General features: G+C 67.4%; 24 protein-coding genes. 9 read left to right on the top strand and 15 right to left on the bottom strand.

The features are described 5' to 3' along the window. Position 1 precedes the first annotated feature (1 nt). From AC5Y46_RS19230 to AC5Y46_RS19190, 9 genes are all read right to left on the bottom strand, one after another. Positions 2–1,003, bottom strand: coding sequence for a Rieske (2Fe-2S) protein (locus AC5Y46_RS19230; RefSeq protein ID WP_499992517.1), 1,002 nt, complete (start codon positions 1,001–1,003; stop codon positions 2–4). Continuing rightward, positions 1,000–2,523 carry a hydroxysqualene dehydroxylase gene (locus tag AC5Y46_RS19225; protein ID WP_499992516.1) on the bottom strand — a complete coding sequence of 508 codons (1,524 nt, stop codon included), beginning with the start codon at positions 2,521–2,523 and terminating at the stop codon, positions 1,000–1,002. The genes AC5Y46_RS19230 and AC5Y46_RS19225 overlap by 4 nt, the downstream gene beginning before the upstream one ends. Next, complete coding sequence (locus AC5Y46_RS19220) at positions 2,520–3,239, bottom strand: class I SAM-dependent methyltransferase (protein ID WP_499992515.1); 720 nt, start codon at positions 3,237–3,239, stop codon at positions 2,520–2,522. The genes AC5Y46_RS19225 and AC5Y46_RS19220 overlap by 4 nt, the downstream gene beginning before the upstream one ends. Beyond that, positions 3,232–3,552, bottom strand: a complete 321-nt coding sequence (locus AC5Y46_RS19215; RefSeq protein ID WP_499992514.1) for a lycopene cyclase domain-containing protein — start codon at positions 3,550–3,552, stop codon at positions 3,232–3,234. Before AC5Y46_RS19215 ends, AC5Y46_RS19220 begins: the two co-directional genes overlap by 8 nt. Then, on the bottom strand, positions 3,549–3,872 hold the full coding sequence (locus AC5Y46_RS19210; RefSeq protein WP_499992513.1) for a lycopene cyclase domain-containing protein: 324 nt from the start codon (positions 3,870–3,872) through the stop codon (positions 3,549–3,551). The genes AC5Y46_RS19215 and AC5Y46_RS19210 overlap by 4 nt, the downstream gene beginning before the upstream one ends. Next, entirely contained in the window at positions 3,869–4,831 is a 963-nt protein-coding gene (locus AC5Y46_RS19205) for a phytoene/squalene synthase family protein (protein WP_499992512.1), read from the bottom strand. The genes AC5Y46_RS19210 and AC5Y46_RS19205 overlap by 4 nt, the downstream gene beginning before the upstream one ends. Then, the gene (crtI, locus tag AC5Y46_RS19200) at positions 4,828–6,345 is read right to left on the bottom strand and encodes a phytoene desaturase family protein (protein ID WP_499992511.1); all 1,518 of its coding nucleotides are present in this window, start codon (positions 6,343–6,345) and stop codon (positions 4,828–4,830) included. The genes AC5Y46_RS19205 and crtI overlap by 4 nt, the downstream gene beginning before the upstream one ends. Before the next feature lie 16 nt (positions 6,346–6,361). Continuing rightward, positions 6,362–7,471, bottom strand: coding sequence for a polyprenyl synthetase family protein (locus tag AC5Y46_RS19195; protein ID WP_499992534.1), 1,110 nt, complete (start codon positions 7,469–7,471; stop codon positions 6,362–6,364). 264 nt (positions 7,472–7,735) lie between these two features. Then, complete coding sequence (locus AC5Y46_RS19190) at positions 7,736–8,173, bottom strand: hypothetical protein (RefSeq protein ID WP_499992510.1); 438 nt, start codon at positions 8,171–8,173, stop codon at positions 7,736–7,738. A 98-nt stretch (positions 8,174–8,271) separates the two neighbouring features. On the opposite strand from AC5Y46_RS19190, the gene AC5Y46_RS19185 reads away from it, so the two are divergent. Continuing rightward, the gene (locus tag AC5Y46_RS19185; protein ID WP_499992509.1) at positions 8,272–8,952 is read left to right on the top strand and encodes a phosphodiesterase; all 681 of its coding nucleotides are present in this window, start codon (positions 8,272–8,274) and stop codon (positions 8,950–8,952) included. Between the two features lie 57 nt (positions 8,953–9,009). On the opposite strand, the gene mbp1 is transcribed toward AC5Y46_RS19185, so the two are convergent. Next, positions 9,010–9,240, bottom strand: a complete 231-nt coding sequence (gene mbp1 / locus AC5Y46_RS19180; RefSeq protein ID WP_499941960.1) for a microaggregate-binding protein 1 — start codon at positions 9,238–9,240, stop codon at positions 9,010–9,012. Positions 9,241–9,848: 608 nt separating this feature from the next. On the opposite strand from mbp1, the gene AC5Y46_RS19175 reads away from it, so the two are divergent. Then, the gene (locus AC5Y46_RS19175; RefSeq protein ID WP_499941962.1) at positions 9,849–10,568 is read left to right on the top strand and encodes an Rv1815 family serine proteinase; all 720 of its coding nucleotides are present in this window, start codon (positions 9,849–9,851) and stop codon (positions 10,566–10,568) included. A gap of 20 nt (positions 10,569–10,588) precedes the next feature. Here AC5Y46_RS19175 and AC5Y46_RS19170 read toward each other — a convergent pair whose 3' ends face one another. Beyond that, positions 10,589–11,941: a TIGR01777 family oxidoreductase gene (locus AC5Y46_RS19170; RefSeq protein WP_499941964.1), complete on the bottom strand. Its 1,353-nt coding sequence runs from the start codon at positions 11,939–11,941 to the stop codon at positions 10,589–10,591. A 60-nt stretch (positions 11,942–12,001) separates the two neighbouring features. Between AC5Y46_RS19170 and AC5Y46_RS19165 the strand changes: the two genes are divergently transcribed. Beyond that, positions 12,002–12,979 carry an SDR family NAD(P)-dependent oxidoreductase gene (locus AC5Y46_RS19165; RefSeq protein ID WP_499942344.1) on the top strand — a complete coding sequence of 326 codons (978 nt, stop codon included), beginning with the start codon at positions 12,002–12,004 and terminating at the stop codon, positions 12,977–12,979. 61 nt (positions 12,980–13,040) lie between these two features. Here AC5Y46_RS19165 and AC5Y46_RS19160 read toward each other — a convergent pair whose 3' ends face one another. From AC5Y46_RS19160 to AC5Y46_RS19150, 3 genes are all read right to left on the bottom strand, one after another. After that, positions 13,041–14,285 carry a glycosyltransferase family 4 protein gene (locus tag AC5Y46_RS19160; RefSeq protein ID WP_499941966.1) on the bottom strand — a complete coding sequence of 415 codons (1,245 nt, stop codon included), beginning with the start codon at positions 14,283–14,285 and terminating at the stop codon, positions 13,041–13,043. 94 nt (positions 14,286–14,379) lie between these two features. Beyond that, positions 14,380–15,930 (bottom strand): 1,4-alpha-glucan branching protein domain-containing protein, encoded by a 1,551-nt coding sequence (locus AC5Y46_RS19155; RefSeq protein ID WP_499942346.1) that lies wholly within the window; start codon positions 15,928–15,930, stop codon positions 14,380–14,382. A 26-nt stretch (positions 15,931–15,956) separates the two neighbouring features. Further along, positions 15,957–16,766, bottom strand: a complete 810-nt coding sequence (locus AC5Y46_RS19150; RefSeq protein ID WP_499941968.1) for a class I SAM-dependent methyltransferase — start codon at positions 16,764–16,766, stop codon at positions 15,957–15,959. A gap of 200 nt (positions 16,767–16,966) precedes the next feature. Between AC5Y46_RS19150 and AC5Y46_RS19145 the strand changes: the two genes are divergently transcribed. The 6 genes from AC5Y46_RS19145 to mnmA all read left to right on the top strand — a co-directional run bounded on the left by AC5Y46_RS19145 (position 16,967) and on the right by mnmA (position 22,969). Further along, positions 16,967–17,758, top strand: a complete 792-nt coding sequence (locus AC5Y46_RS19145; protein ID WP_499941970.1) for an electron transfer flavoprotein subunit beta/FixA family protein — start codon at positions 16,967–16,969, stop codon at positions 17,756–17,758. A 33-nt stretch (positions 17,759–17,791) separates the two neighbouring features. Next, complete coding sequence (locus AC5Y46_RS19140; RefSeq protein WP_499941971.1) at positions 17,792–18,748, top strand: electron transfer flavoprotein subunit alpha/FixB family protein; 957 nt, start codon at positions 17,792–17,794, stop codon at positions 18,746–18,748. A gap of 148 nt (positions 18,749–18,896) precedes the next feature. Next, entirely contained in the window at positions 18,897–19,736 is an 840-nt protein-coding gene (locus AC5Y46_RS19135; protein ID WP_499992508.1) for a GNAT family N-acetyltransferase, read from the top strand. After that, positions 19,733–20,581, top strand: a complete 849-nt coding sequence (locus AC5Y46_RS19130; RefSeq protein ID WP_499941974.1) for a lysophospholipid acyltransferase family protein — start codon at positions 19,733–19,735, stop codon at positions 20,579–20,581. Before AC5Y46_RS19135 ends, AC5Y46_RS19130 begins: the two co-directional genes overlap by 4 nt. 136 nt (positions 20,582–20,717) lie before the next feature. After that, complete coding sequence (locus AC5Y46_RS19125) at positions 20,718–21,896, top strand: cysteine desulfurase family protein (RefSeq protein ID WP_499941976.1); 1,179 nt, start codon at positions 20,718–20,720, stop codon at positions 21,894–21,896. Beyond that, positions 21,896–22,969, top strand: a complete 1,074-nt coding sequence (gene mnmA / locus AC5Y46_RS19120; protein ID WP_499941978.1) for a tRNA 2-thiouridine(34) synthase MnmA — start codon at positions 21,896–21,898, stop codon at positions 22,967–22,969. Before AC5Y46_RS19125 ends, mnmA begins: the two co-directional genes overlap by 1 nt. A gap of 63 nt (positions 22,970–23,032) precedes the next feature. Here the strand turns inward: mnmA and AC5Y46_RS19115 are convergent, their stop codons facing one another. Continuing rightward, positions 23,033–23,683, bottom strand: a complete 651-nt coding sequence (locus AC5Y46_RS19115; RefSeq protein WP_499992507.1) for a sensor domain-containing protein — start codon at positions 23,681–23,683, stop codon at positions 23,033–23,035. Positions 23,684–23,703: the final 20 nt, after the last annotated feature.

The raw sequence follows: 23,703 nt of genomic DNA, 5'->3' as shown, positions 1-23,703 counted from the left end.
ATCACGTCCCGCTTTCGTGGCGCAACTTGTAGCGTCGTTCGGCGTAGGCCAGGTCGTCGCGCCACAACCGGTTCGCGGCATGGCGCATCAACGGCGTGATCAGAGGTGCGATGTTGAGCGCCGCTTTGAACCCGGGACGCTGAGACTGCGCGACGATGGCTTCGATCACCGCGACTGTCGGCCTGCCGTCCGGACCCGGACCGATGGGGGTGGCATGGGTTTCGACGACGCTGCCGGCGCCCTCGCCCTCCACGATGCGCATCACGATGGTGCGTGCGTCCGGACAGGTGAACTCCGCGATCGTCGGCACCCCCAAGCGGCCGATCCGGAAGGTGACCGAGACTAGGAACCGGTCATCATCTTCGGTCGGTGTGGTGAGTACCTCGAGGCGGGTGAAGGAATACGGGTGAAACCAGTTGCCGTGCCAGGGGTCCAGACGGTTGGCGAGGATGTCGCACGGCTCGCAGACGCCGACCAGGCGGGTGACTGCCGGCAACGTGGCTCCGGTTGGCCGCTCGGGCAGCACCGGCATGTCCAGCGGCGGTTCCCCTCCGACCTGATCGAGTCGCACCCACGCCAGCACACCGTCGTCGTAGCTGGGCAGGGGTGCCCAACCGAGCTTGCAACCGGTGCCGTCGAGCGCCAGTCCATGCCAGCGGCAGAACAACACGCCATCGGAAACGGTCCCGGTGGCCAGATCGGCACCGAGGTGCGGGCAACTGCCCGGGCCGACGCGTAGCAGACCGAGTCGGTCGCGCCAGGCGACGAGTTCGACGCCGGCGACGCGCGTGCCGAAAGGACGTCCGCCGCGCACGGCACGGCTGGCGGCGAAGGCGTACCAGTTGCCGGTGGGCCGGCGCTGCGACCGGGCCAGCGCTTCATCGATGATGCTCGGCTGGGCCTGGCCGTAGGTCGGGCGTTGCCGCGTCCACGGCACGGGTGGAACAACTTGCAGCGGCCAGTCTTTCGGCCACCGACGGCGGACCCGGTCACCGGCGCTCATGGCAGATTGCGCCTCTGTCGAAGCGCCAGCGAACGCAGTAGCGCGGATCGTCCGCGGACGGGAACGGTGCGTAGCTCGTGGCCGTGCAGACCCCACTGGGCCAGCAAGAGGTTGGCAGCCATCCAGCCGGTGGTGGCCGCGCGCTCCATCAACGCCGCCGGCAGGTCTACCCGGATCCCGTCACCGGCCAGCGCCAGTCCGGGCTGTGGAGTCGCAACCGTCGGACGCCGCGTGTAAGTGCCGGGGGTGAACAGCGGGCAGTCGGCGCGGCGCAGTACGCGTTGAAGCACCACGTTCGCCGACGCGGTTTCCGGGTAAAGCTGGTGCAGTTGCCGGATGGCATCCTCCACGCCGAATGCGGAATCCATTGCATAACAATGCAATTCGACGACGGATCCGCCGCGCCGCGTCGCCCAGTCAGCCGCTTCGCTTTCATAACGCTCCAGCACGCTGATGTTGTCGAGCGGCGGGTGTCCGGCGGTGCCCAGGAAGGGCGGTCGCTCGGCGTTGACCGGCCGGTCCAGCCAAAGGCGATGGACGACGAACGGGGGAGCGGTGCGCAGCCGCCGGATCTGGCTGCGCCACAGGTCGCTGCCCAGACCGCTCGATTCGGCAACGATGTGTTGCAGCCCGCCTACGTCGACGGCCAGCACCACAGCGTCCGCGTCGAGCGGGTCACCCGAATCGACATGCACGCGAAACGCATTCGGGCCGTCGGTGTCGATGCGGTGCACCTGTGTGCCGGTTCGGAACCGCACTCCACGTTCGTCCAGATAGTGACGCATCGGATTCCACAGCGCCGCATCGAAGTTCGCGTTAGCTACGTCGAAGATCAATCCCTCACTGGAGCCCAGGAAGTAGATATGGAACATGGTCGCCAACTCACCGGCCGAGAGCTGCGATGGTTCGGCGAAGAAGCTGCGGGAGAAGACCTCGAACGCGAGATGGCGCGCCGATTCGGGGAAATTGATGCTCTTCAAGAAGGTTTCGGCGTCGATGTGATCCAGCTGGTGGTAGATGTCGGGCACCGACACGGCTGCCAGCGGCGCCGCCGCGCGCGCGTCGATGCGCACCAGGTCGGCGAGCCGGAACGTGGGACTGCGCAGCGCGAACAACAACGCATTCCACGGTGGCGTGCGGGGCAGCCCCCGGAAACTGTCGCGCCGGCCGGCGCCGTCGATCAGCGGGTAGTCCTCGACCGGCGTCAGCATCCGCAGCTGGGGATCGACGCGGCGCAACAACTCCCGCAAGTTGTAGTACTGGCGGAAGAAGGCGTGGAAGCCACGATTCAGCGCGAACTCGGTGCCGTCATGCGGTTCGGTCCACCCCCCGACGCGTCCGCCGAGGTAGTGCTCTTTCTCCACCACCTCGACGGCGATGCCGCGTTCGGCCAGCCCGGTGGCGGCGGTGAGCCCGGCGATGCCGGCACCGACGACCACCGCGCGCGGCTGCGACGACAGCGCGCCGGCGTCGGCCAACCCGGGCGACGCGGGATGGATGTGCTGGCGGCGGTCGGTCATTGCGGCGCCGTCCCCAGGAAGGTGTGGACGATGTCGCGTTCCCACCCCGGCATGGTTTCACTGCGCACGCCGCACAAGCCGGCGTCGGACATCCGTTGCCGCACCCCCGCCGCGCCGTCGAAGGTCAGCACGCTGCGCCACAGGTGGCGGTAGAGCGTGGTGTTGCGGGTTCGCCACCACCCGGCGGGAATGATGATGCCCCAGCAGACCGCGTGCCAGATGCGGGTGGCCGCGGCCGAGTCCCGCACCGAATACTCGTGCAGCGCCAGGGTTGCACCGGGCCGCAACAACGTCGCGAAGGTGCGCAGCTGGCTGTCCGGATCGGTCAGATTGCGCAACAAATAGGCGGCGAAGATGGCATCGAACGGTCCGGTGATGCCGTGCTCGCCGAGGTCTTCGATGCGCGAGTGCACGAACCGGACCGTGGCGGGCCACGACTTGGCCAGTGCCGCATCCAGCATGCCGCGCGACGCGTCGACAGCGATGATCTCGGCCTCCGGCGCCGCGGTGAGCAGTGCGGCCGTCGAGGCGCCCGTGCCGCAACCGGCATCGAGTAGCCGCAACCCCCGTCCGCGGTCCGGCAGGCCCATCCGGCGCGCCGACCGTCGCAGGTTGCTGTGATAGCCGGGGTTGGCGCCCACCAGCCGGTCATAGGCCGCTGCGCCCTCGTCGAATGCCGCTGGAACGTCGCCGCGCGCCAAGCCCGTCCTATTCATGGCTGCCACGCTCTCGTTGGAACTCCCACAACAACAGCACCCCGGTCACCAGCGCGAAGCCGAACAGGAAGTCCTCGACCGGAATGTCGAACGGAAACCGCAGCCCACTGGTGTGCCGCTCGTCGTAGCTGACGATTGGTGCACTGAGCTTGGTCAACCAGCCGTCCACCGGAACCTGAAAGCCGAGCACGATCACCATCGACAGCCAGTAGGCGGGCCGGCGAAACAGGCCGGTGCGCAACAACATCAGCTCCAGCGCGCACACGCCCAACACCGCGAGCACGGCCGGCAGTGTGTATCCCAGACCGCTCATCGGCGCCTGCTCCACGCCAGAATCGTGGACACCGCGTTATACGTCAGCAATCCGCACAACGGAATCACCACGAAGAACAGCACTTCCTCGATCGGGATGTGCGGGGGGATCTCGATGCCGGTGAGGTACTTGCCGTCGTACCACCACACCCCAGCCGCTATGGCCACCGCATCCCACACCAGGAACAACGCCGCGACCGGCGCCACCGCGCGGACGAGACGGCGGGCCTGACGGTAGACGCCGCTGCCGAACAACTCCAGTGGCGCTGTGATCAGCAGGCACAAGCCGAGCACAATCAAATACTGCCAGCGATCGCTCACGCCGCACCACGCTTTCGGTGCTGGGTCCGTCCGGCGGGATGCGAGAAACGAACCCGCCACGACTGCAGCAGGGCACCACCGGCGACTTGTATCCGGCGCGTGGTACCAACCGTGGCGCGGTGACTGAAGACGGAGAAGTCGCTGTCCTCAATGCAATCCAGGATTTCGGAGTACAGCGTCAAGGCCGTCGCCACACAGGGCTGTGACCGCCGCGCCAGCATCGGGATCCCGCCGGCGGCGAATCGATAGATCTCCCGGGTGATTTCGTGTTGGGCCTGCAACGCGCCGCGCACCCGTTCATCGGTGCGACGATGATGGTGGCACCACATCAACAACTCGCGATCCACCCCGTGTGCGGCGAGTTCGTCGGCCGGCAGATAGATCCGGTCACGCATCAGATCTTCGTCGACGTCGCGCAGGAAGTTGGTCAACTGAAACGCCTGTCCCAGTGCGGCGGCGTACGGTGCGGCCTCGTCGATGTCGCGGGTGCCCAGTACCGGAAGCATCTGCAGCCCAATGACTTCCGCCGAGCCGCGCATGTAGCGGTTGAGCGCGGCGCGGTCGGGATAGTCCGTGACGGTGAGGTCCATCCGCATCGACGCGAGGAAGTCCTCGAACAGATCCGCCGGAATGCGGTAGCGGCGGACGGTGTCGTCGACGGCGGCAAGAATCGGTTCGTCCGGGCGGGCTCCACCGGCGAAGAACTTGTCGGACAGGCACTGCAAGCGCTCGGCGCGGGCGCAGACGTCGAGATCCGGATTGAACTCGTCGAGGATGTCGTCGGCGTGGCGGGCGAAGGCATAGAGCGCATGAACCGCCGGTCGCTGGTCGGGAGCAAGCAACCGAGTGGCCAGAAAATAGGTGCGACCATGTGCGGCGGCGATCTGCCGGCACAGGCGATATGCGGCGCGCAGCGCAGGGCTGTCGATACCGGCGGCGTCTAATTCGGTGCGAATCACGGCAATCGGGCTCTCACACTGGATGTGGGGGAGCGGTCGAGGACCCCGGTGATGCGGTCGGCGGCGAGCCGTCCACTGATCAGGGTCGTCGGCACACCCACACCAGGTACGGTCGACGATCCGGCCAGCACCGCGTTCTCGATTCCGCGCACCAGGTTGGCCGGACGGAACGGGCCGGTCTGGGCAAAGGTGTGGGCGAGGGCGAACGGCGTTCCGGCCGTCATCCCTTGGCGGGCCCAGTCGGCGGGGGTGTCGAGATGCAACAATTCGGCCCCGTCGCCCACCTCCGGCAACAGTCGCTCTGCGACCGCGTCCAGCATGTTCTGCGCATACGGCTTCGCCGCCGTGGACCAGTCGACCCGGCGCCGGGACAGGTTGGGCGCCGGAGCCAGCACATACAGCAGATCTCGCCCGGCCGGCGCCAGACTGGCGTCGCTGGCGGTCGGGCGGGTCACCAGCAGCGAAGGATCCCGCATCAGTTGGCCGTCGCGGATGATGTCGGTGAAGGTGTGCTCCCAGGCGTCACCAAAAAGTATGGTGTGGTGTGCCGTCTGGGCGGGTGTGGCGCGGCAGCCCACATGCATGACCACCGCCGAGGGTGCCGCGCGCAGTGGCAGTAGCCGTCTCGGCTTCCGACCCAGCAGTCGGTAGGTGAGTGGCAGTTCGGTGGTCAACACCACCGCGTCACAAGGGATGCGTTCGCCGCCCTCCGTGAGCACCGAGGTGACCCGGTCGCCGCTGCGTTCGAGATCGGTAACCGTTGAGCTGTAAAGGAATTGGACGCCGGCTTGTTCGGCTACCGCTGCCAGTGCGTCCGGGAGCGCACGCACGCCGCCGCGAGGGAAGAACACCCCGGAGACGGTGTCCATGTAGGCGATCACCGCATACACTGCCAGCGCGTGCTGCGGGGCGACCCCGGCGTAAAGCGACTGGAAGGTGAATACCCTTCGCAGCAGGGGGTTGCTGATGTGCCGCTTGACCATCGTCTCCCACCGCCGGAACCCGCCGATGGCAGCCAGCTTGGCCAATTGGGGAGTCAGCATGGACAGCGGTGAGTCGAAATTCGCGTCGATGAAGCCGGCGAACTCGGTCCGGTACAAGCCTTCCAGCCAGTCGCGCAACGCGCGGTAGCCCGCCGCTTCGCGGGGGCCGCCGAATTCTTCGACCGCGGCGGCCATCCGGTCTGCGTCGCTGTGCACGTCGATGGTGCTGCCGTCGGCGAACATCGCCCGGTAGCAGGGCTCGACCGGCATCAGCTCCACGTGCCGCGCGCTCGTTTCACCGACCGCGGCGAACACCTCGTCGATGATGTCGGGCATGGTGAGCACGGTCGGGCCGGTGTCGATCGAGTAACCGTCGATGTCGCGGCGGCCCGCGCGCCCGCCGGGCCACGGCTCGCGTTCCACGACCGTGACTTCCCGACCGCGGCCGGCCAGGTGCAGCGCCGCGGACAATCCGGCAAACCCCGCACCAATGACGACAACGCGTTCCGTCCGTCCTCGGACCGTGTGCATCAGCGCTCCCGGGAGATCATGCGGCGCGCTGCGTGCACACGCCGGCCATGTCGGTCAAGGCGACCTTGAGTAAGCCGTCGATTCCGCTGCGATCCAACGAGTCCAGTGCATCTCTGACCCGCTTGGCAATCAACTCCTCGACCCATTGCACCGCTCCGGTGGCAGAGATCAGGTTGCGCCAGTAGTCGACCGCGGCTTCGTCGAGCTGATCGACGTTCATCAATTCGCCGAATTCTCGGCGGGTGGAGATGTCGGCCATCTCGTAAGCCGCGACGACGACGCTGGTGGCCTTGCGCTCCAACAGATCTCCGCCATTGGGTTTGCCGGTGCTGGCGGGGGATCCGAAGATACCGAGTATGTCGTCGCGCAGCTGAAAGGCTTCGCCGACGGCGTATCCGTATTGACCGAGCCTGGTCAGGGTCTGGTCGTCACAGCCGGCCATTGCCGCGCCGATCTCCAGCGGGCGGCGCACCGTGTAGTTGCCGGATTTGCGCCGGGCCACTCCCAGCACCGAATCGATGTTCGGGATTTTACGCAAATCCATTGCCAGATCAGCGAATTGACCGACTGCGAGCTCGGTCCGCATCGCATCGTAGCGGGGCCAGGCACGCTGCAGATGATGCTGGTCGAGACCGGAGTCGCGTAACATCTGCTCCGCCCAGATCAGGCACATGTCGCCGAGCAGCGTCGCTGCCGACTCGCCGAACCGGCGCGACGACCCGGACATTCCCCGGTTGCGATGCCAGTCGGAGAACTGCACATGAGCAGCGGGTCGGCCTCGACGGGCAGGCGAGTCGTCCATCACGTCGTCCTGCAGCAGAGCGAATGCGTGCAGCAGTTCCAGGCTCGCCGTAGCCGATAGAGCAGCTTCGCTGGGCGGTGCCCCGCACAGCCAGCCCAGGTACATGAACGTCGACCGCAGACATTTCCCGCCCTTGACGAACTCGAGCAGGATGTTGCCGGCGACGTCGACTCCGCAGTCACCCAACTCCTGGGCGCAACGCGCGCCGACGAACGCGGCAACCTCGTCGAGCACCTGCCGGCGCAGATCCGCTCGCCAGACGTCGAATTGGTCCACCGTGGGCAGGCTCGCCGCGCTCGCTGAAGCTACTTCGGCGAGACGCACCCGCGGAAATTCACGCACACCTCCCACCGAAGCCTCCTTTGCAACGTCGACGAGTCGCTGACCAGAACGGCTCAGATTCACGCGTGGTACCCCCTGACCGAGAAAACAAACCGGTGTCCGGCCCCAGACTTACGGGCGGTGCGGTCGGCCGGCGACTATCTTCATTAGTTTAATCGTTAACTTAATGAATGATCGACCGGCGCGCCAGTCCTGAGTGGAAGCGATTACGACGATCCCGCGGGTGCGGCTGTCAGACTGCGTCTTTCAGTCCTCGCTGGAGGTTTCTCGGGGTTCGGCGGCGTGGTCCGGGCTTCCGGAGGTACGCCGGCTCTCCTTCATCTCGGCTTCGAACACATGCCGGTTGCCGCCGGTCAGCTGGTGCCGCACCAGCTTCTCCATGTCCTGGAAACAGCGGTAGTAGCCGTCGTCATAGTCTTCGATGACCTGGAAGCTCCATCTGCCGGGCAACACATTTCGCCCGATCAGTTCCCGGCTGATGGAATCGGCCAGCTCAGCGTGCCCGCTCTCGCGTAGCAGCTCCACGGCGGTGTCGAGTTGCAGATCAGCATGTCCGGTCAGTTGATGGAACGAGTACAGGTGACCGCGTGCCCGCTCGATGGTCTCGAGCGCTTCGGATACCTTTCCTGCGGCCTCCACGGCGGCATCGTCGGTACCCGGCGGCCGGCGATCACACAGACTCATCGGTTACCTCCCCGTCGCGGCTTTAGGTCGACAGTAATTGCCGAGTCGGCCGCCGCAACTGTCGGTTTCACCGGAGAGGGGCGGGGAACCCTGCGCGGATGGACATCTCAGATCGCCTCTCCGTGCCGTTTCAATGGGGGGCTGCTTTGCGGGGTCGCAAGGTTTTCCACCCCACCGGGGTGCTGGCCGAAGGCTCGCTGGAGCGTGTCGCTCCGGCGGATCAGGGACTGCCGGTGCCGACCTCGCCGGTGATCGCACGGTTCTCCAAAGCGGTGGGAATGCCCGGCTCGGTGCCGGACGCCATCGGTCTGGCGTTGCGGATCCCGCCGCAACTCGCATCCGACCGGGCGTGGGACGTGCTGCTTGTGTCCGCCGGATCCGGCGCGCTGACCCGCATCGTGGGACTGCGGCCCGTCACCTCGTGGTCGTCACAGACGATGACCAGTCTGATGCCGCTGCGCTATCACGGCACGAACTGGTGGTTGCGGGCATGCATCGACACCGAGATCACCGGGAAGGGATTGTCGCTCGACGACGTGCGCGACACGATCCGCAACGGCGGGATCGAACTGCGACTCGATCAAGCGCGCGGGACGGGAGATTTCGCTCCACTTGGTCGCCTGGTGTTGAACGAGATCCTCGAGACCGAATCGGAGCGCGACTTCTCGTTCGACCCGGTGCGCAACACCGCACCCGGCGTCGCCCTGTATCCCGGGTGGTTGGCGGGTCTGCGCAAAAGCGCCTACGCCCGCAGCCGGGAAGGCCGAGACGCTGACTGAAACCTGATGCACGACAAAAGACCCAGCCGCTTGGCTGGGTCTTTTGCGTTGATCGTGCTACTGGTTGGCCTTTTGCCGGCTTTCCGCGGCCTTGGCGCCGCCGCGTGCGCTTTCGGCAGCGGCTTCCTTCTTGGCCGCTTCGCGCTGAGCATCAGCCTTGTCCTGCTGAGCCTTGGCCTCCTTGGCGAGCCTCTCGTTACCGAAGACCAAGCCGATGACCTGCTTGATCAGGCCCTTGACGCCCTCGACGACGCCACTGAAAGCTTCCATCGGTCCACTCTTAGCCATGTCCACCCCTCGGTGTTTTCGGGTACATACTGCGCGGCACTTACCGCGTTGGAAGAAGAGTTCCCGATGCCGCCGTCGAGCAACCACGGCAAACAGGTCGATGCTTGATGCGGACACCGCTACAAGGCCGTGAGCAGTCTGAACGCAGTTGCGAAGTGACCGAAATCTCAGTATCGGCAACGTGCCTGCGAGCGACTGGCGGTGTTTCGACCGGCTTGGTGAGGGTATAGGGGTGTCTGTGAACTCAACCTTGCGCCGCATCCGAAGCGGGGAGCAACAAGTGGTGCGTCTGCAGCGGCGCCTGTGGCTGGCGCAGCTGCTGTTCTGGCCCACCACCCTCGTCGTCGCGATTGCGACGGTTGCAACGGCATGGTCGCTGTGGCAGCGCAGAGCTAGGCAGGGCCGTCCGAGTGACCAAGCGCCGCCGAACACCCCTGTCGAGGTACCCGACCGAGTCGACCCATCATCCGGTGTCGGGCAACTGAACTGACCCGAAAAGCATTGTTTGGTCCGGTTGCGAGCGGGTAACCGCGGCTCATCGGACGGCAGCTGCGCTGAGAGAAACTCTCCGCGAAGCCGCCACTGAACGAATTCGGGTTGGTGGCCCAATGGGATTGGCAAGACGCACTGGCGGGTTTGCAATCGCAATCTTTTTGGCGCTGTGCACTTTTCAGTCACCGGTCACCGCAGCGGGCGACCCAGGGGTGACCGTGCACCCGGGTATGCAGGTTCGCCAAGGTGACAGTGCCTGCGTGATCGGGTTCGTCGAGCCTCAGCTGCGCATCGCGTTGACCGGCGTGCAGTGCGACGACACCCCGCTGGTCACCGACACCCGCGGCCAGCTGGTAGGCACCGTCGTCCTGGTCCGCCGCAACTCGGTCCGACCCGCCGACGGATCGTCCGGGCCGCAGTTCAAAGTCATCAAGCTCGCCGATCAGGCGACCGCCAGCGAGCTGCTACCCGGTGGACGTCGACTGCAGGCGACGCCGCAGCTACGGGCCCAACCGGGCTTACCGGTCTGCCTTTTCGGAACATCGACCGGACAGTCCTGCGGGCATGTCGCCAACCTGGCCGAAAACGGTTTCGACATAAGCGATGTCAAAGCGGACCGGCGCGATCTCGGTGGGCCCGTCTACACGCTGACCGACAACCACGCGGTGATCGTGGGGTTGCTCGGGGGCATGGCCGGGTCGGCGCCGCAGGTGGAGTCGTGGCAAGCGATCATGCGACAGCTCTATCTGGAAAGCCGTGCGCCGGACTCGACCGAGTCGACTGTCGGCGTGCGCATGATCGGTCGTGCGACGCAGTCCAGTGTCGTGGTCCGCTGACGCCCGCCGTGGCCTTCGGCTCAAGAACGTCCCAGCAGATGCCGCAACGCGGCATCGAGGCCGGGCTGACGAAATGCGTGACCGGCCTGAAGTAGGCGGGTGGGGGTCACCCGTTGGCTGGCCAGCGCGAGTTCGCGGGCCCCCTGGGCGCCGAGCAGTACCCGGGGACCTAGCGGCGGCACCGGTAACAGTGCGGGCCGGTGCAACACCTCGGCAAGGGTGCGGGTGTATTCCTCGTTTTGAACCGGTTGTGGCGCAACAGCGTTCACCGCGCCGGACAGACCCGTGTCCCAGAGCGAGCGGTGGTAGATGTCGACCAGATCGTCGATACCGATCCAGGACAGCCATTGCCGACCGTTCCCGAGCCGGCCGCCCAGTCCGGCGCTGAACAACGGTCGCATCAATCGCAACGTGCCGCCGCGCGGTGATTGCACGATGCCGGTGCGGACGAGCACCACCCGCGCGCCGTCCTGCTCGGCGGACTTTGTGGCGTTCTCCCAGTCGGCGACCACATCGGCCAGGAACCCGTCGCCGCGCTCACTGTCCTCGGTGAGGAACTCGTCACCGCGGTCGTAGCCGTAATAGCCGATCGCCGAGGCCGAAATCAGCACCTTCGGACCGTCGGTGGTGCGCGCCATCAGCTCCGCCAACCGGCGTGTCGGCCCGATCCTGCTGTCGTAGACGGCTTTTCGGTGCTTCGCGGAGAACCTTCCGGCGATCGAAGCGCCGGCCAGGTGGATGACGGCGTCCACCCCGGTCAACAGGTCCGCATCGGGTTCTTCGGGGTCCCACCGTCGCTCGCCGGGACCTTGTGCACTGCCGCGGACCAGCCGAATGACGCGATGGCCACCGGTGCTGAGCAACGCCGCCAACGCGGTGCCGACCAACCCGGACGCGCCGGTGACGGCCACAGTCACCGAGCCCAGATTCTGCTCGGCCGCCCGCGCGTGGGCGGCGAGGTCGTCGGCCAACTGGCGGTGCCGGTAGACGAACATCGAACGCAACAGCGAGGCCGGGACCGGGGTGTCCACCGTGTCGACAACCCGGGTCGCGGACGCGTCGACCTCTTCGAAGTCATGGGTGTGCCGCCACCGCCCGATGATCCGCGGCGGCAACGAGGCGGGGCCGTCGCTGGTCAACTCATCGACGAAACGTCTTGGCGGATCGTAGGAATCACCCCGGTGCTGGGCGATCCACCGCAGCCCGCCGGGCAGGCCGAGGATGGCGCGCCCGTCCTCGACCGAGTCGGCCTCGGCGATCAGCCGCATCGGCGACCAGGGCGGCGAAAGTCGGGTGAACGCACCGGGTCGGGTGTGCCAGGCGAACACCTCGTCGCGCGGCACGTTGATCACACTCGAATAAGTGAGGCCCATCTCACGAAGCTACCCGGGAGTTTGCCGGTATGAGGAAGCCGTTTGCGGGAACAGAACTGCATGGACGTTCTCGGTGGTGTGCGGGGCATGTTGGACACCGCCATGGACCGGACGGTCGTCCCGGGATACACCAATGTCGGGTACCGCCTGCGCAACCTGCATTGGGCGGACGACCCTCAGCCGCAGGCGCTGCGGGGGCGGACCGCGTTGGTGACCGGAGCGAATCGCGGTATCGGCAAGGCAATCTCGTCGGGTCTGGCGGCGCTGGGCGCCACCGTCTTGCTGACCGTGCGCGACCGAGAACGCGGTGAGCGGGCCCGCGCCGAAATCCTCGAGGACCATCCCGGGGCCGACATCGCGGTCGAGGTGTGCGACGTGTCCGACCTGACGGCGGTGCACGCCTTTGCCGCCAAACTGGTTGAGCGCGGCTCTGCGCTGGATGTGCTGATCCACAATGCCGGGGTGCTGCCCGCGACGCGCACCGAAACCTCCGATGGGCACGAGCTCACCCTGGCAACCCATGTGCTGGGCCCGGTGCTGCTCACCGAGTGCCTGGGTCCGGCGCTTGCTGCGTCCGGTGACCCGCGGGTGATCCTGATGTCCTCGGGCGGGATGTACACCCAGCCGCTGGCCGCCGATGACCCCGAATACCTGCACGGCAGATACCGCGGTGCGATCGCATATGCCCGGACCAAGCGGATGCAGGTCGCGCTCACTCCCATCCTGGCTCGGCGGTGGGCCGGAATCCGTGTCTACGCAATGCATCCCGGCTGGGCCGACACTCCCGGAGTGGCCGAGGCGCTACCGGGTTTCCGACGGGTCACCGGCCCGCTGCTGAGGTCACCGCAGCAGGGCGCCGATACGGCCGTGTGGCTGGCAGCGACCCGGCCGGCACCGCCGACCGGACGCTTCTGGCATGACCGGCGGTCCCGGCCGCAGCACTATCTGCTGGCGACCCGCTATCCGGACGGCGCGCGAGAACGGTTGTGGGACTACTGCTCTGAAGCCATCGGCTTGCGGGCGAAAGAAGCGGGATAGCCGGCACCGAGACTGGATCCTGGCAGGCCGGCAGATTTTGAATCTCGGCGGTCGGCCAGCGCTACCGATCCGGCAGAGCGTGCTCGACGATGGGTAACCGGGGCTGCGGTTGTCGTTCGGCACGCTTGGCAGCCATGTAGACCTGGGCGGTCCGGGTGGCCACGGTCTGCCAATCGAAGTCGGAAGTGAGGCGTTCGCGCGCGGCGCGGGCACGTCGTTGCGCGGCGGCGGGATCGTCGAGCACGGTGCGCACCGCCGTGGCCAGTCCGGCAACGTCGCGGGGCGGACACGACACCCCCGTGACACCGTCGATCACCGCTTCACCCAACCCGCCGATATTCGACGTCACCAACGGGGTGCCGGCCGCCGCCGCCTCCAGCGCAGCCAGCCCGAACGGTTCGTAGTGGCTGGGCAGCACCGCCGCGTCGGCGCGATGTAACAGCTCCATCAGCTCGGTGTGCTCGCAGTGCCCGGCGAAGTGGACGGGCTTGCGCACCTTGTACTTTCGAGTCTGCTCGACCAGCCAGTCCTGCTGGGTGCCGTCCCCGGCGATGGTCAGCGTGGTACCGGGGTGGGTACGTCTGATCCGGGGCAGCGCGGCAATGGCGTCGTGCACACCCTTTTCGTATTCCAGGCGTCCGACGTAGAGCAGTTCGGCCGGACCGGTGCGCGGGCGCCGCGCGGCGAACGGCCAACGCGCCGCGTCGATCCCGTTGGGGATGACCGAGATCTCAGCCAGCCCGGGCCCGAACAGTTCGGTGATCTCCTCACTCATCGACGCCGAACAGGTGATGAGCGAATCGGATTCGCGCACCAGCCAGGACTCCACGGCATGCACCTGGCGGCTGATGGATCCGCTGACCCAGCCGGAGTGCCGACCCGCTTCGGTCGCATGCATCGTGGAAACGACTGGCACGTCATAGAATTGGGCGAGTGCGATGGCCGGGTGCGCCACCAGCCAGTCGTGCGCGTGCACCACGTCGGGACGCCAGGGGCGGTCGGTGCCGTATCGCTTCAGCGACAGCCCGGCGCGGACCATGGCGTGGCCCATCGCCAGCGTCCAGGCCATCATGTCGGTGCTGAAGCTGAACTCGTGTGGGTCGTGTGCGGCGGCGATCACCCGCACACCCTCGCTGATCTCGTCCGAGGACGGGTGGGTGCTGGGATCGGTGCCGGTGGGTCGGCGGGACAAGACGACGACCTCGTGGCCCGCGGCGGCCAGCGTCGTCGACAGGTGATGGACGTGCCGGCCCAGGCCGCCGATCACCACCGGCGGGTACTCCCACGAGATCATCAGGATCTTCATGCGAAGCGTCCGTCCCGGCGCGAGCGTCCGGAAAATGACACCTGAAGCGGCGTGTCGCCGTACATATGGGGCCGCTCGCGCGGCCGGTGGGAGCTCATCGCGGCAGCCTGCGGGCGTCCAGCGCGCCGAAGAGGCCGTCGGCGAGGTTCCAGCCGTCGGCCAGGCGCTGCGCGGCGTCCCGACGTCCCGACGCCAGCGCCCCGGCGATCTCCCGGGTGGCGTGGGCATGCAGGTGGGCGCGGTAGCGGGCGTAGTCGGCGGCGGAGTCCTTGCTGACCATGAACGGCCAGTCGCTGGACACGGTCAGCAGCGTCTCCCGCAGGATCTGGTCTGCTACCTGATCGCGAGGGATCGGCCCGTCCAGCGACGCTGTCTGCGCCAGCGCCTTGTCCACCGTGGTCAGGGCGGTGTCGACGACCTCGGCGTTGAGCTGGACCAGATCGGCCACCTGCTCGCCGTTCCACACCTGCCAGTCTTTGCCGGAACCCCAAGAGCTGGGCGGTAATTCGACCGGCCCGCCGACGAATCCATCGTTGATGGCGTCGCGCAGCGTGCCCACCCGCACACCGGCGTCCGGCAACGCGCGCAGCACCCGCGCCAACCAGGTCGGGCCCTCGTACCACCAGTGACCGAACAACTCGGTGTCGAAGGCGGCGATGACGTGGGCGGGCCGGCCGATGCGCTGCGACTCGGTCTGCAACCGGTTGCGCACCACGTCGACGAAGTCGGCGACGTGGCCGTCCACGGCGCGGTCGGCGCGCTCCGGGTCGTAGGGCGCCTTGTCCTGCGAGCCGACGTGACGGCCGGTGACCCGGGCCGGTTTGAGGCCGGTGAGGTGGTCGTAGGTGTGGAAATCGCGGTACGCGGCGTGGCCCGGGTAGCCGGACTTGGGCGACCAGACCCGGTAGCTGACCTGCAGATCCCGGCCGAAAGCCACCACGTCGCTGTGCCCGACCGGACGGCCCAGCGCGGTGTCGCCGTGCAGCGACGGCCCGTCGACCATGAAATGACTGACCCCGGCGGCCGCATAGTCGTCTTCCATGCCCGGGGCGTAGGCGCATTCGGGCGCCCAGATCCCGGTCGGGTTGTGCTGCAGTCGCAGTCGCGCGTCGGCCAGGCCTTCGCGCAGCGCGAACTCGCGCAGTCGTGGCGCCAGCAGCGGCTGGAACGGGTGGGCCAGCGGACCGCCGAGCAGCTCCACCGTGCCGGCATCGATCAGGCCGCGCAGCAGCGGGCTGCCCCCGTGCCGCCACAGTGACGCAAAATCCTCCAGAGCCTGGTCGGCCTCCGCTGACTCGCGAATACCGAAGGCGCGCAACGCTTCTGGCGTGCACGACTGGTAGTTGGCCGACTTAGACGCCGGGATGGTCCGCACGCTGGCGGCCTCGGCCGCGCGCAGCTGCCAGTTGGCCAGCCAGTGGTACATCCCGTCCAGGCAGTACGGGTCGTCGAGCTGTGCGTTGACCACCGGCGTCATACCGAGCGTGATCAGGCCGCGACGGTCCTCGTCGGCCAGTGCGCGCAGCACCCGGAACAGCGGCAGGTAGGCCGCCGACCACGACTGGTAGAGCCACTCCTCGCCGACCGGCCAACGCCCGTGGTGCGCCAACCACGGCAGGTGGGTGTGCAGCACCAGGGTGAACATGCCCGGCACCCGGTGCTGCGGCCCCGTCAAGGGCGCACCGCGATTGCGATCAGGTCCAGGCTTGCGTCGATGTCGCGTTGCTGTCGGTCGACGAGCTCGAAGTCAGTTGTCGCTACGGCGGCGACGTCGGCCACCAGCTCGGGGGACCAGGGGGCGTCGGCCACCGCCCGCTCGATCTGCGCGTCGATGATGGATCCGCCGTGACGTGCATCCATCTCGAGCAGCCGCGGGCCATGAAACAGGCCCAGCAGAGCCACCTCTTCGAACCCGCCGTCCATGAGCAACTCGGTGAGCTCGTCGGCGTTGAGTTCGCGGGTGTGGAAAGGGTTGACCGGGGTGTCGCGGCCGGGGGAGAAGGTGATCCGGTTCGGCGTCGACATCATCAGCAGTCCGGATGGCTGCAGCACCCGCGCGCACTCGCGCACGAACTGGCCCTGGTCCCACAGATGCTCGATGACCTGAAAATTGACCACGACATCAACCGAATCGTCGGGTAGCGGCAACTCGGTCAGGTTGGCCTGCAGCACCTCGACCCGGGGGTAGCGAGTGCGGACGTGGGCCACCGCGGCCTCGTCGTAATCCACCGCCACCACCCGCCGGGCGACACGTGCGATCAAATCCGCACCGTAACCTTCGCCACATCCCGCTTCCAGGACGTCGCGGCCGGCGCAACGCGGTGCCAGCCGCTCGTAGACCACCTCGTGGCGACGGAACCAATAGTTCTCAATGTCCAGGTCGGGGATGGTTCGCTCGCCGGTCAGGGTCAACACGGCGTCCAGCGCCGCCGGGTCGTCGGCGTGCGTCTGCGGGGGTCCGCCGGGGACGAATGCGCTCATTGCTAAGGCAGGCTAATGCCTAGCAGCCGATTCGCGAACCATGTACCGGATCCAGGCGAAAGAATGCCCAGCACTACCCGCTATGGTGTTTGAGCAGACCGCAAAAAGTTACCGCCGAGTAACATGCCTGTGCGGTCGCAATAACGCAAAGTCCTGCAGTCGACCGCTGCGGACTCCTTCTAGGAGGACAAACCACACTCATGACGAACATCGTGGTCCTGATCAAGCAGGTCCCAGACACCTGGTCGGAGCGCAAGCTGTCCGACAGCGATTACACGCTGGACCGCGAGGCCGCCGACGCGGTCCTGGACGAGATCAACGAGCGTGCCGTGGAAGAAGCCCTGCAGATCCGCGAGCGCGAGGGCGGCGAAGGAACGGTGACCGTGCTGACCGCCGGTCCCGAACGCGCCACCGAAGCGATCCGCAAGGCGTTGTCCATGGGCGCCGACAAGGCCGTCCACCTCAAGGACGACGGCCTCAAGGGATCCTGCGTCGTGCAGACCGCGTGGGCGCTGGCCCGTGCGCTGGGCACCATCGAAGGCACCGAGCTGGTGATCGCCGGCAACGAAGCCACCGACGGCACCGGTGGTGCGGTGCCCGCCGTCATCGCCGAGTACCTGGGTCTGCCGCAGCTCACCCACGTGCGCAAGCTGTCCGTCGAGGACGGCAAGGTGACCGCCGAGCGCGAGACCGACGACGGCGTGTTCGCCCTCGAGGCCACACTGCCGGCAGTGGTGAGCGTCAACGAGAAGATCAACGAACCCCGCTTCCCGTCCTTCAAAGGCATCATGGCCGCCAAGAAGAAGGAAGTCACCGTGCTGACGCTGGGCGAGATCGGCGTCGAGGGTGACGAGGTAGGCCTGGAGAACGCCGGGTCGACCGTGCTGTCCTCGACCCCGAAGCCGCCGAAAACCGCCGGCGAGAAGGTCACCGACGAGGGCGAGGGCGGCAACGAGATCGTCAAGTACCTGGTCGGTCAGAAGATCATCTGAGCACTTCGAAGAGACGAGAGAGCGAAATAACTCATGGCTGAAGTATTGGTGCTTGTCGAGCAAGCCGAGGGTGCGCTGAAGAAGGTCACCTCCGAATTGATCACCGCCGCACGTGCATTGGGCGAGCCGGCCGCCGTCGTCATCGGTGCGCCCGGCACGGCCGAGCCGCTCATCGAGGGACTGAAGTCCGCCGGTGCGGCCAAGATCTACGTTGCCGAGTCCGATGTGGTCGACAACTACCTGATCACCCCCTATGTCGACGTGCTGGCTGCGCTGGCCGAGTCCTCGGCGCCGGCCGCGGTGCTGGTGTCCAGCAATGCCGATGGCAAGGAGATCGCCGGACGGCTCGCGGCGCGGATCGGGTCGGGTCTGCTGGTCGACGTGGTGGGCGTGCAGGAGGGTGGCAAGGGGGTGCACTCGATCTTCGGTGGCGCCTACACCGTCAAGTCGCAGGCCAACGGTGACACTCCGGTGATCTCGGTGCGCGCCGGTTCCATCGACGCCGAGCCGTCCGACGGCGCCGGTGAAGTGGTGAACGTCGACGTGCCCGAACCCGCCGAGAACGCCACCAAGATCACCTCACGCGAGCCCGCGGTGGCCGGCGACCGGCCCGAACTCACCGAGGCCAGCGTGGTGGTGTCCGGTGGCCGCGGTGTCGGCAGCGAAGAGAACTTCAAGGTCGTCGAGGAGCTGGCCGACTCGCTGGGTGCTGCCGTGGGTGCTTCGCGCGCCGCGGTCGACTCCGGCTACTACCCGGGCCAGTTCCAGGTGGGCCAGACCGGCAAGACGGTCTCGCCGCAGCTGTACATCGCCCTGGGCATCTCCGGCGCCATCCAGCACCGGGCCGGCATGCAGACGTCCAAGACCATCGTCGCGGTGAACAAGGACGAAGAGGCGCCGATTTTCGAGATCGCCGACTACGGCGTCGTGGGCGACCTGTTCAAGGTGGCTCCGCAGCTGACCGAGGGGATCAAGGCCCGCAAAGGCTGAGTTTGTCTGCGCGAGCAGACGTAATAGCCCCCATTTCCTGCGGAAATGAGGGGCTTTTGCGTCTGCTCGGCCAACTGGTCACCTGGCGTGCACCGACATGTCAGGGCGTTGATGCCGATTAGCTGACCGGCTGCGCCACGTTGGGGGCATGAGCATCGCTTCTGTCCTCATACCCAGCGACAAACCGCGTGGTCCCTCGACACAGTCGTCCGTTGGACCGCACTACTCCCTGCTGCTCTCCAGCGACGCCGCCCTGATCGAGGCCGCCCAGCGGCTGCGCTACGACGTATTCAGCGGCACACCCGGATTCACCCTGCCTTCGAACGGCGATGGCCGCGACACCGACCGCTTCGACGAGTACTGCGACCACCTGCTGGTCCGCGACGACGACACCGGGCAGCTGGTGGGTTGCTACCGCATGCTGCCGCCGGCCGGTGCGATCGCGGCCGGGGGACTATACACCGCAACGGAATTCGACGTTCGCGCCTTCGACCCGCTGCGGCCTTCGCTGGTCGAGATGGGCCGTGCCGCGGTGCGCGACGGTCACCGCAACGGCGCGGTAGTGCTGCTGATGTGGGCAGGCATTCTGGCCTACCTGGATCGCTTCGACTACGACCACGTGACCGGCTGCGTGTCGGTGCCGGTCCAAACCGACGGCGACGCACCCGGTAGCCAGCTGCGCGGCATACGCGACTTCGTGCTGCAGCGCCACGCCGCCGGCCGGCGGGTCCGGCCCTACCGGCCGGTGCGCGTCGACGGCAGAGGCCTCGACGACATCGCGCCACCGGCGCGGCCGTCGGTCCCGCCGTTGCTGCGGGGTTACCTGCGCCTTGGTGCGCGGGTTTGCGGGGAACCCGCCCACGACCCCGACTTCGGTGTCGGGGATTTCTGCGTGCTGTTGAGCAAGAGCGACGCTGATACCCGCTATCTCAAGCGTCTGCGCTCGGTTTCGGCCGTCGCGCAGATCGGCAGTGAGACCGGCAGGTGACCGGATTGGCCGGCCACGCCTGGTTGCCGCGCACATCGTGCGACGTCAGCTGTACGGGTCCAGACGGCGCGGTTGCGCTGCGGTCGACCCGAGTGCTGCTGCGGGTCATGCTACGGCTCACGTTGCTGATCCTCCTGGCCCCCGGGCTAACGCTGCTCGCAATGCCGCTGCCCGGCCGGACCCAGCTCCAGCGCACCTACTGCCGGTTGGCGCTGCGCAGCCTCGGGGTGCGAATCATCGTGTCAGGCAACCCCATTCGTAATCTGCGCGGGGTGCTGGTGGTCAGCAGTCACATGTCCTGGCTGGACATCTTCGCCGTCGGCGCCGTCCTGCCCGGATCGTTCGTCGCCCGTGCCGACATGTTCACCGGACCGGCGACCGGGCTGGTGGCACGCCTGCTGCGAATCATCCCGATCGAACGGACGAGTCTGCGACGCCTGCCCGCAGTGGTGGACGCCGTCGCGCGCCGGTTACGCGCCGGCCACACGGTGGTGGCGTTCCCGGAGGGCACCACCTGGTGCGGTCTGGCCTACGGGAACTTCTACCCGGCAATGTTCCAGGCCGCGATCGACGCCGCCCGGCCGGTGCAGCCGCTGCGGCTGACCTATCACCACGTCGACGGCAGCGTGTCGACGGCGCCGGCCTACGTCGGCGGGGACACGTTGCTGCGCTCGGTGTCCCGCGTGGTCCGGGTGCGCCGCACCGTGGCCAAGGTGCACGTCGAGTCCCTGATGTTGCCGGGTTCGGACCGTCGGGAGTTGGCCAGTCGGTGCCAGACCGCCGTGCGGATGGGGAAGCCGTCGACGGGGCACTTGACGGGTCACGCATTCGAGCTGACCGCATAACCCTGGTCTGAGAACCAGGCGTCGTGCCCGTGACCTGTCACAGTGGCCACAACTGTTCCGTGCGGTGGCGCATTCGTGTCGGCCCAGTTTCCGGGCTGCATCGTCGCTCGAGGGTGCCGGTATCGTAAAGCGGGTCATGGTCTACCTCGATCACGCTGCCACCACCCCGATGCACCCCGCTGCCATCGAGGCGATGACGGCCGTCCTGGGCACCGTCGGCAACGCGGCATCCCTGCACACCACGGGTCGCGCGGCACGTCGTCGGGTCGAGGAGTCCCGGGAATTGATCGCCGACAAGCTGGGCGCGCGTCCGTCGGAGGTGTTGTTCACCGCAGGCGGCACCGAAAGCGACAACCTGGCGGTCAAGGGCATCTACTGGGCCCGCCGCGACGCCGAACCGACCCGGCGGCGCATCGTCACCACCCAGGTCGAACACCACGCGGTGCTGGACTCGGTGAACTGGCTCGTCGAGCACGAAGGTGCCGAGGTGAGTTGGTTGCCCACCGCGTCCGACGGCTCGGTGTCCGCGGCCGACCTGCGCGAGGTGCTGGCGGCCCACGACGACGTGGCGCTGGTATCGGTGATGTGGGCCAACAACGAAGTCGGCACCGTGATGCCGGTCGCCGAGCTGGCCGCGGTGGCCGCGGAGTTCGGTGTTCCCATGCACAGCGACGGCGTGCAGGCGATCGGTCAGCTGCCGGTGGACTTCGCGGCGAGCAACTTGTCGGCGATGAGCGTGGCCGCGCACAAGTTCGGCGGCCCGCCGGGGATCGGTGCGCTGCTGCTGCGCCGCGACGCGGCTTGTGTGCCGCTGTTGCACGGCGGCGGGCAGGAACGCGATATCCGTTCCGGCACACCGTACGTCGCCGGTACCGTTGGCATGGCCACAGCCGCTCGACTGGCCGTCGACGGGTTGGACGCCAACAGCGCCAGGCTGCGCGGCTTGCGTGACCGCCTGGTCGACGGTGTGCTCACCGAAATCGACGATGTCCACCTCAACGGCGCTCGTGGCCCGTTACGGCTTCCGGGCAACGCGCACTTCACTTTTCGCGGTTGCGAAGGCGACGCATTGTTGATGTTGTTGGACGCCAACGGGATCGAGTGCTCGACCGGGTCGGCTTGTACCGCCGGTGTCGCGCAGCCGTCACATGTGCTGCTGGCGATGGGTGCCGATCCCGCCAGCGCGCGCGGATCGTTGCGACTGTCGTTGGGGCACAGCAGCGTCGACGCCGACGTCGACTCGGCGTTGCAGGTGCTGCCCGCCGCCGTGGCGCGAGCGCGACGCGCCGCCCTTGCCGCAGCGGGGCTTTCGTAGTGAAGGTCCTGGCCGCGATGAGCGGCGGTGTCGATTCCTCGGTCGCCGCCGCCCGCATGGTCGATGCCGGACACGACGTGGTCGGTGTGCATCTGGCACTGTCGACCGCCCCGGGCACACTGCGCACCGGTTCCCGAGGATGCTGCTCGAAAGAAGACGCCGCGGATGCGCGGCGGGTAGCCGACGTCCTCGGAATACCGTTCTATGTCTGGGATTTCGCGGAGAAGTTCAAAGCAGACGTGATCGACGATTTCGTGTCGTCCTATGCGCGCGGGGAAACCCCGAACCCGTGCGTGCGCTGCAATCAGCAGATCAAGTTCTCCGCCCTGTCGGCGCGCGCGCTGGCACTGGGCTTCGACACGGTGGTCACCGGCCACTACGCCCGGCTCTGCGACGGACGGCTGCGCCGCGCCGTCGACCGCGGCAAGGATCAGTCCTACGTGCTGGCCGTGCTGAGCGCCGCCCAGTTACGCCACGCCGCTTTCCCGATCGGGGACACCGCCAAGGAGCAGATCCGCGCGGAGGCGGCCCGGCGCGGCCTGGCGGTCGCCGACAAACCGGACAGCCACGACATCTGCTTTATCCCCTCGGGGAATACCCAGGCGTTCCTGGGCGCTCACATCGGCGTTCGTCCGGGCAGCGTGGTGGACCAGGACGGCGCGGTACTGGCCGAACACGACGGCGTCCACGGCTTCACCATCGGCCAGCGCAAGGGATTGGGTATCCCCGGGCCCGGGCCAGACGGTCGACCGCGTTACGTGACGGCGATCGATGCCGATACCGCGACCGTGCACGTCGGCGACCTGGCCGACCTCGACGTGCACGCCCTGACCGGCCGGCAGCCGATCTTCACCGCCGGTGCGGCGCCGTCCGGGCCGATCGAGTGCGAAGTCCAGGTTCGTGCGCACGGCGAAACCACCAGTGCGATAGCCGAATTGGTCGGCGACGAGCTCTCCGTGCAGTTGCGCTCCCCGCTGCGGGGCGTGGCGCGCGGTCAGACGCTGGTGCTCTACCGCGCCGACCCCGAGGGTGACGAGGTACTCGGCAGCGCGACCATCGCGGCCGCTGTCTGATACCGGAAGCTTCTCAGCGAGTCGCCGCGGGGTCTGAGTGCGGCATAGTGACGAGTTGTGTTGTCACTGCGGCACGTTGGCGGCCATGTTCGTCATCACGATCTCCGATACGGACTCGGTGAATCCGCAGAATGTGACTTCCAGCAGCGCCACCGACAACACCCGATAGTCGCGGCCGCAGTTGCCCGGTCGCATGCGCAGCGAGTCCGCGTCGGCCTCCCAGTCGCTGACCAGCAGCCAGCCCATCGAGCTGGTTGCGCACGCGTTGACCGTCGCCACCAGTGCGTCGAACGCGCTTCGGGCGGTTGCGGTGTCGTGGTAGCTCGCCGCGCCTTCGGAAATCAACCGGCCGTCGGGCGGGTCCTGAAAGGTCGTCTTGTGGAACGCCTTGACGTCAGGGCCGAACGTGGCGGTCTCGGCGAACACGAAGCGGCATTCCCGCGGCGCCGTCGACGCGAGGCTGTCGACGTCCACCGGGTACCTGCCGTCCATCGACGGAATGATGGTCAGATGCTCACCGGCGCCGGTGATCGCGCGCATCCGTGACTGGTCCAGCAGCAGCGTGCCGGCGTCGAGCACGCCGAGCGGGAGGGCGCCGAAAGCCGGGAGCGCTTCGCCGTCGATTACCCGGGTGCACGCCGCCGTCATCAACATCGCTAGCCCTAACACGGCGACCCGCTGCGCCCGCCGGGGACACCACAGCCGTCTGACCATCCGCCGCCCTTCTGCGTCGA

It is taken from the genome of Mycobacterium sp. NGS59 (genome assembly GCF_059812345.1).
Note: the sequence above shows the minus strand (reverse complement) of the source record. Positions and strands in the feature narration are given on the sequence as shown.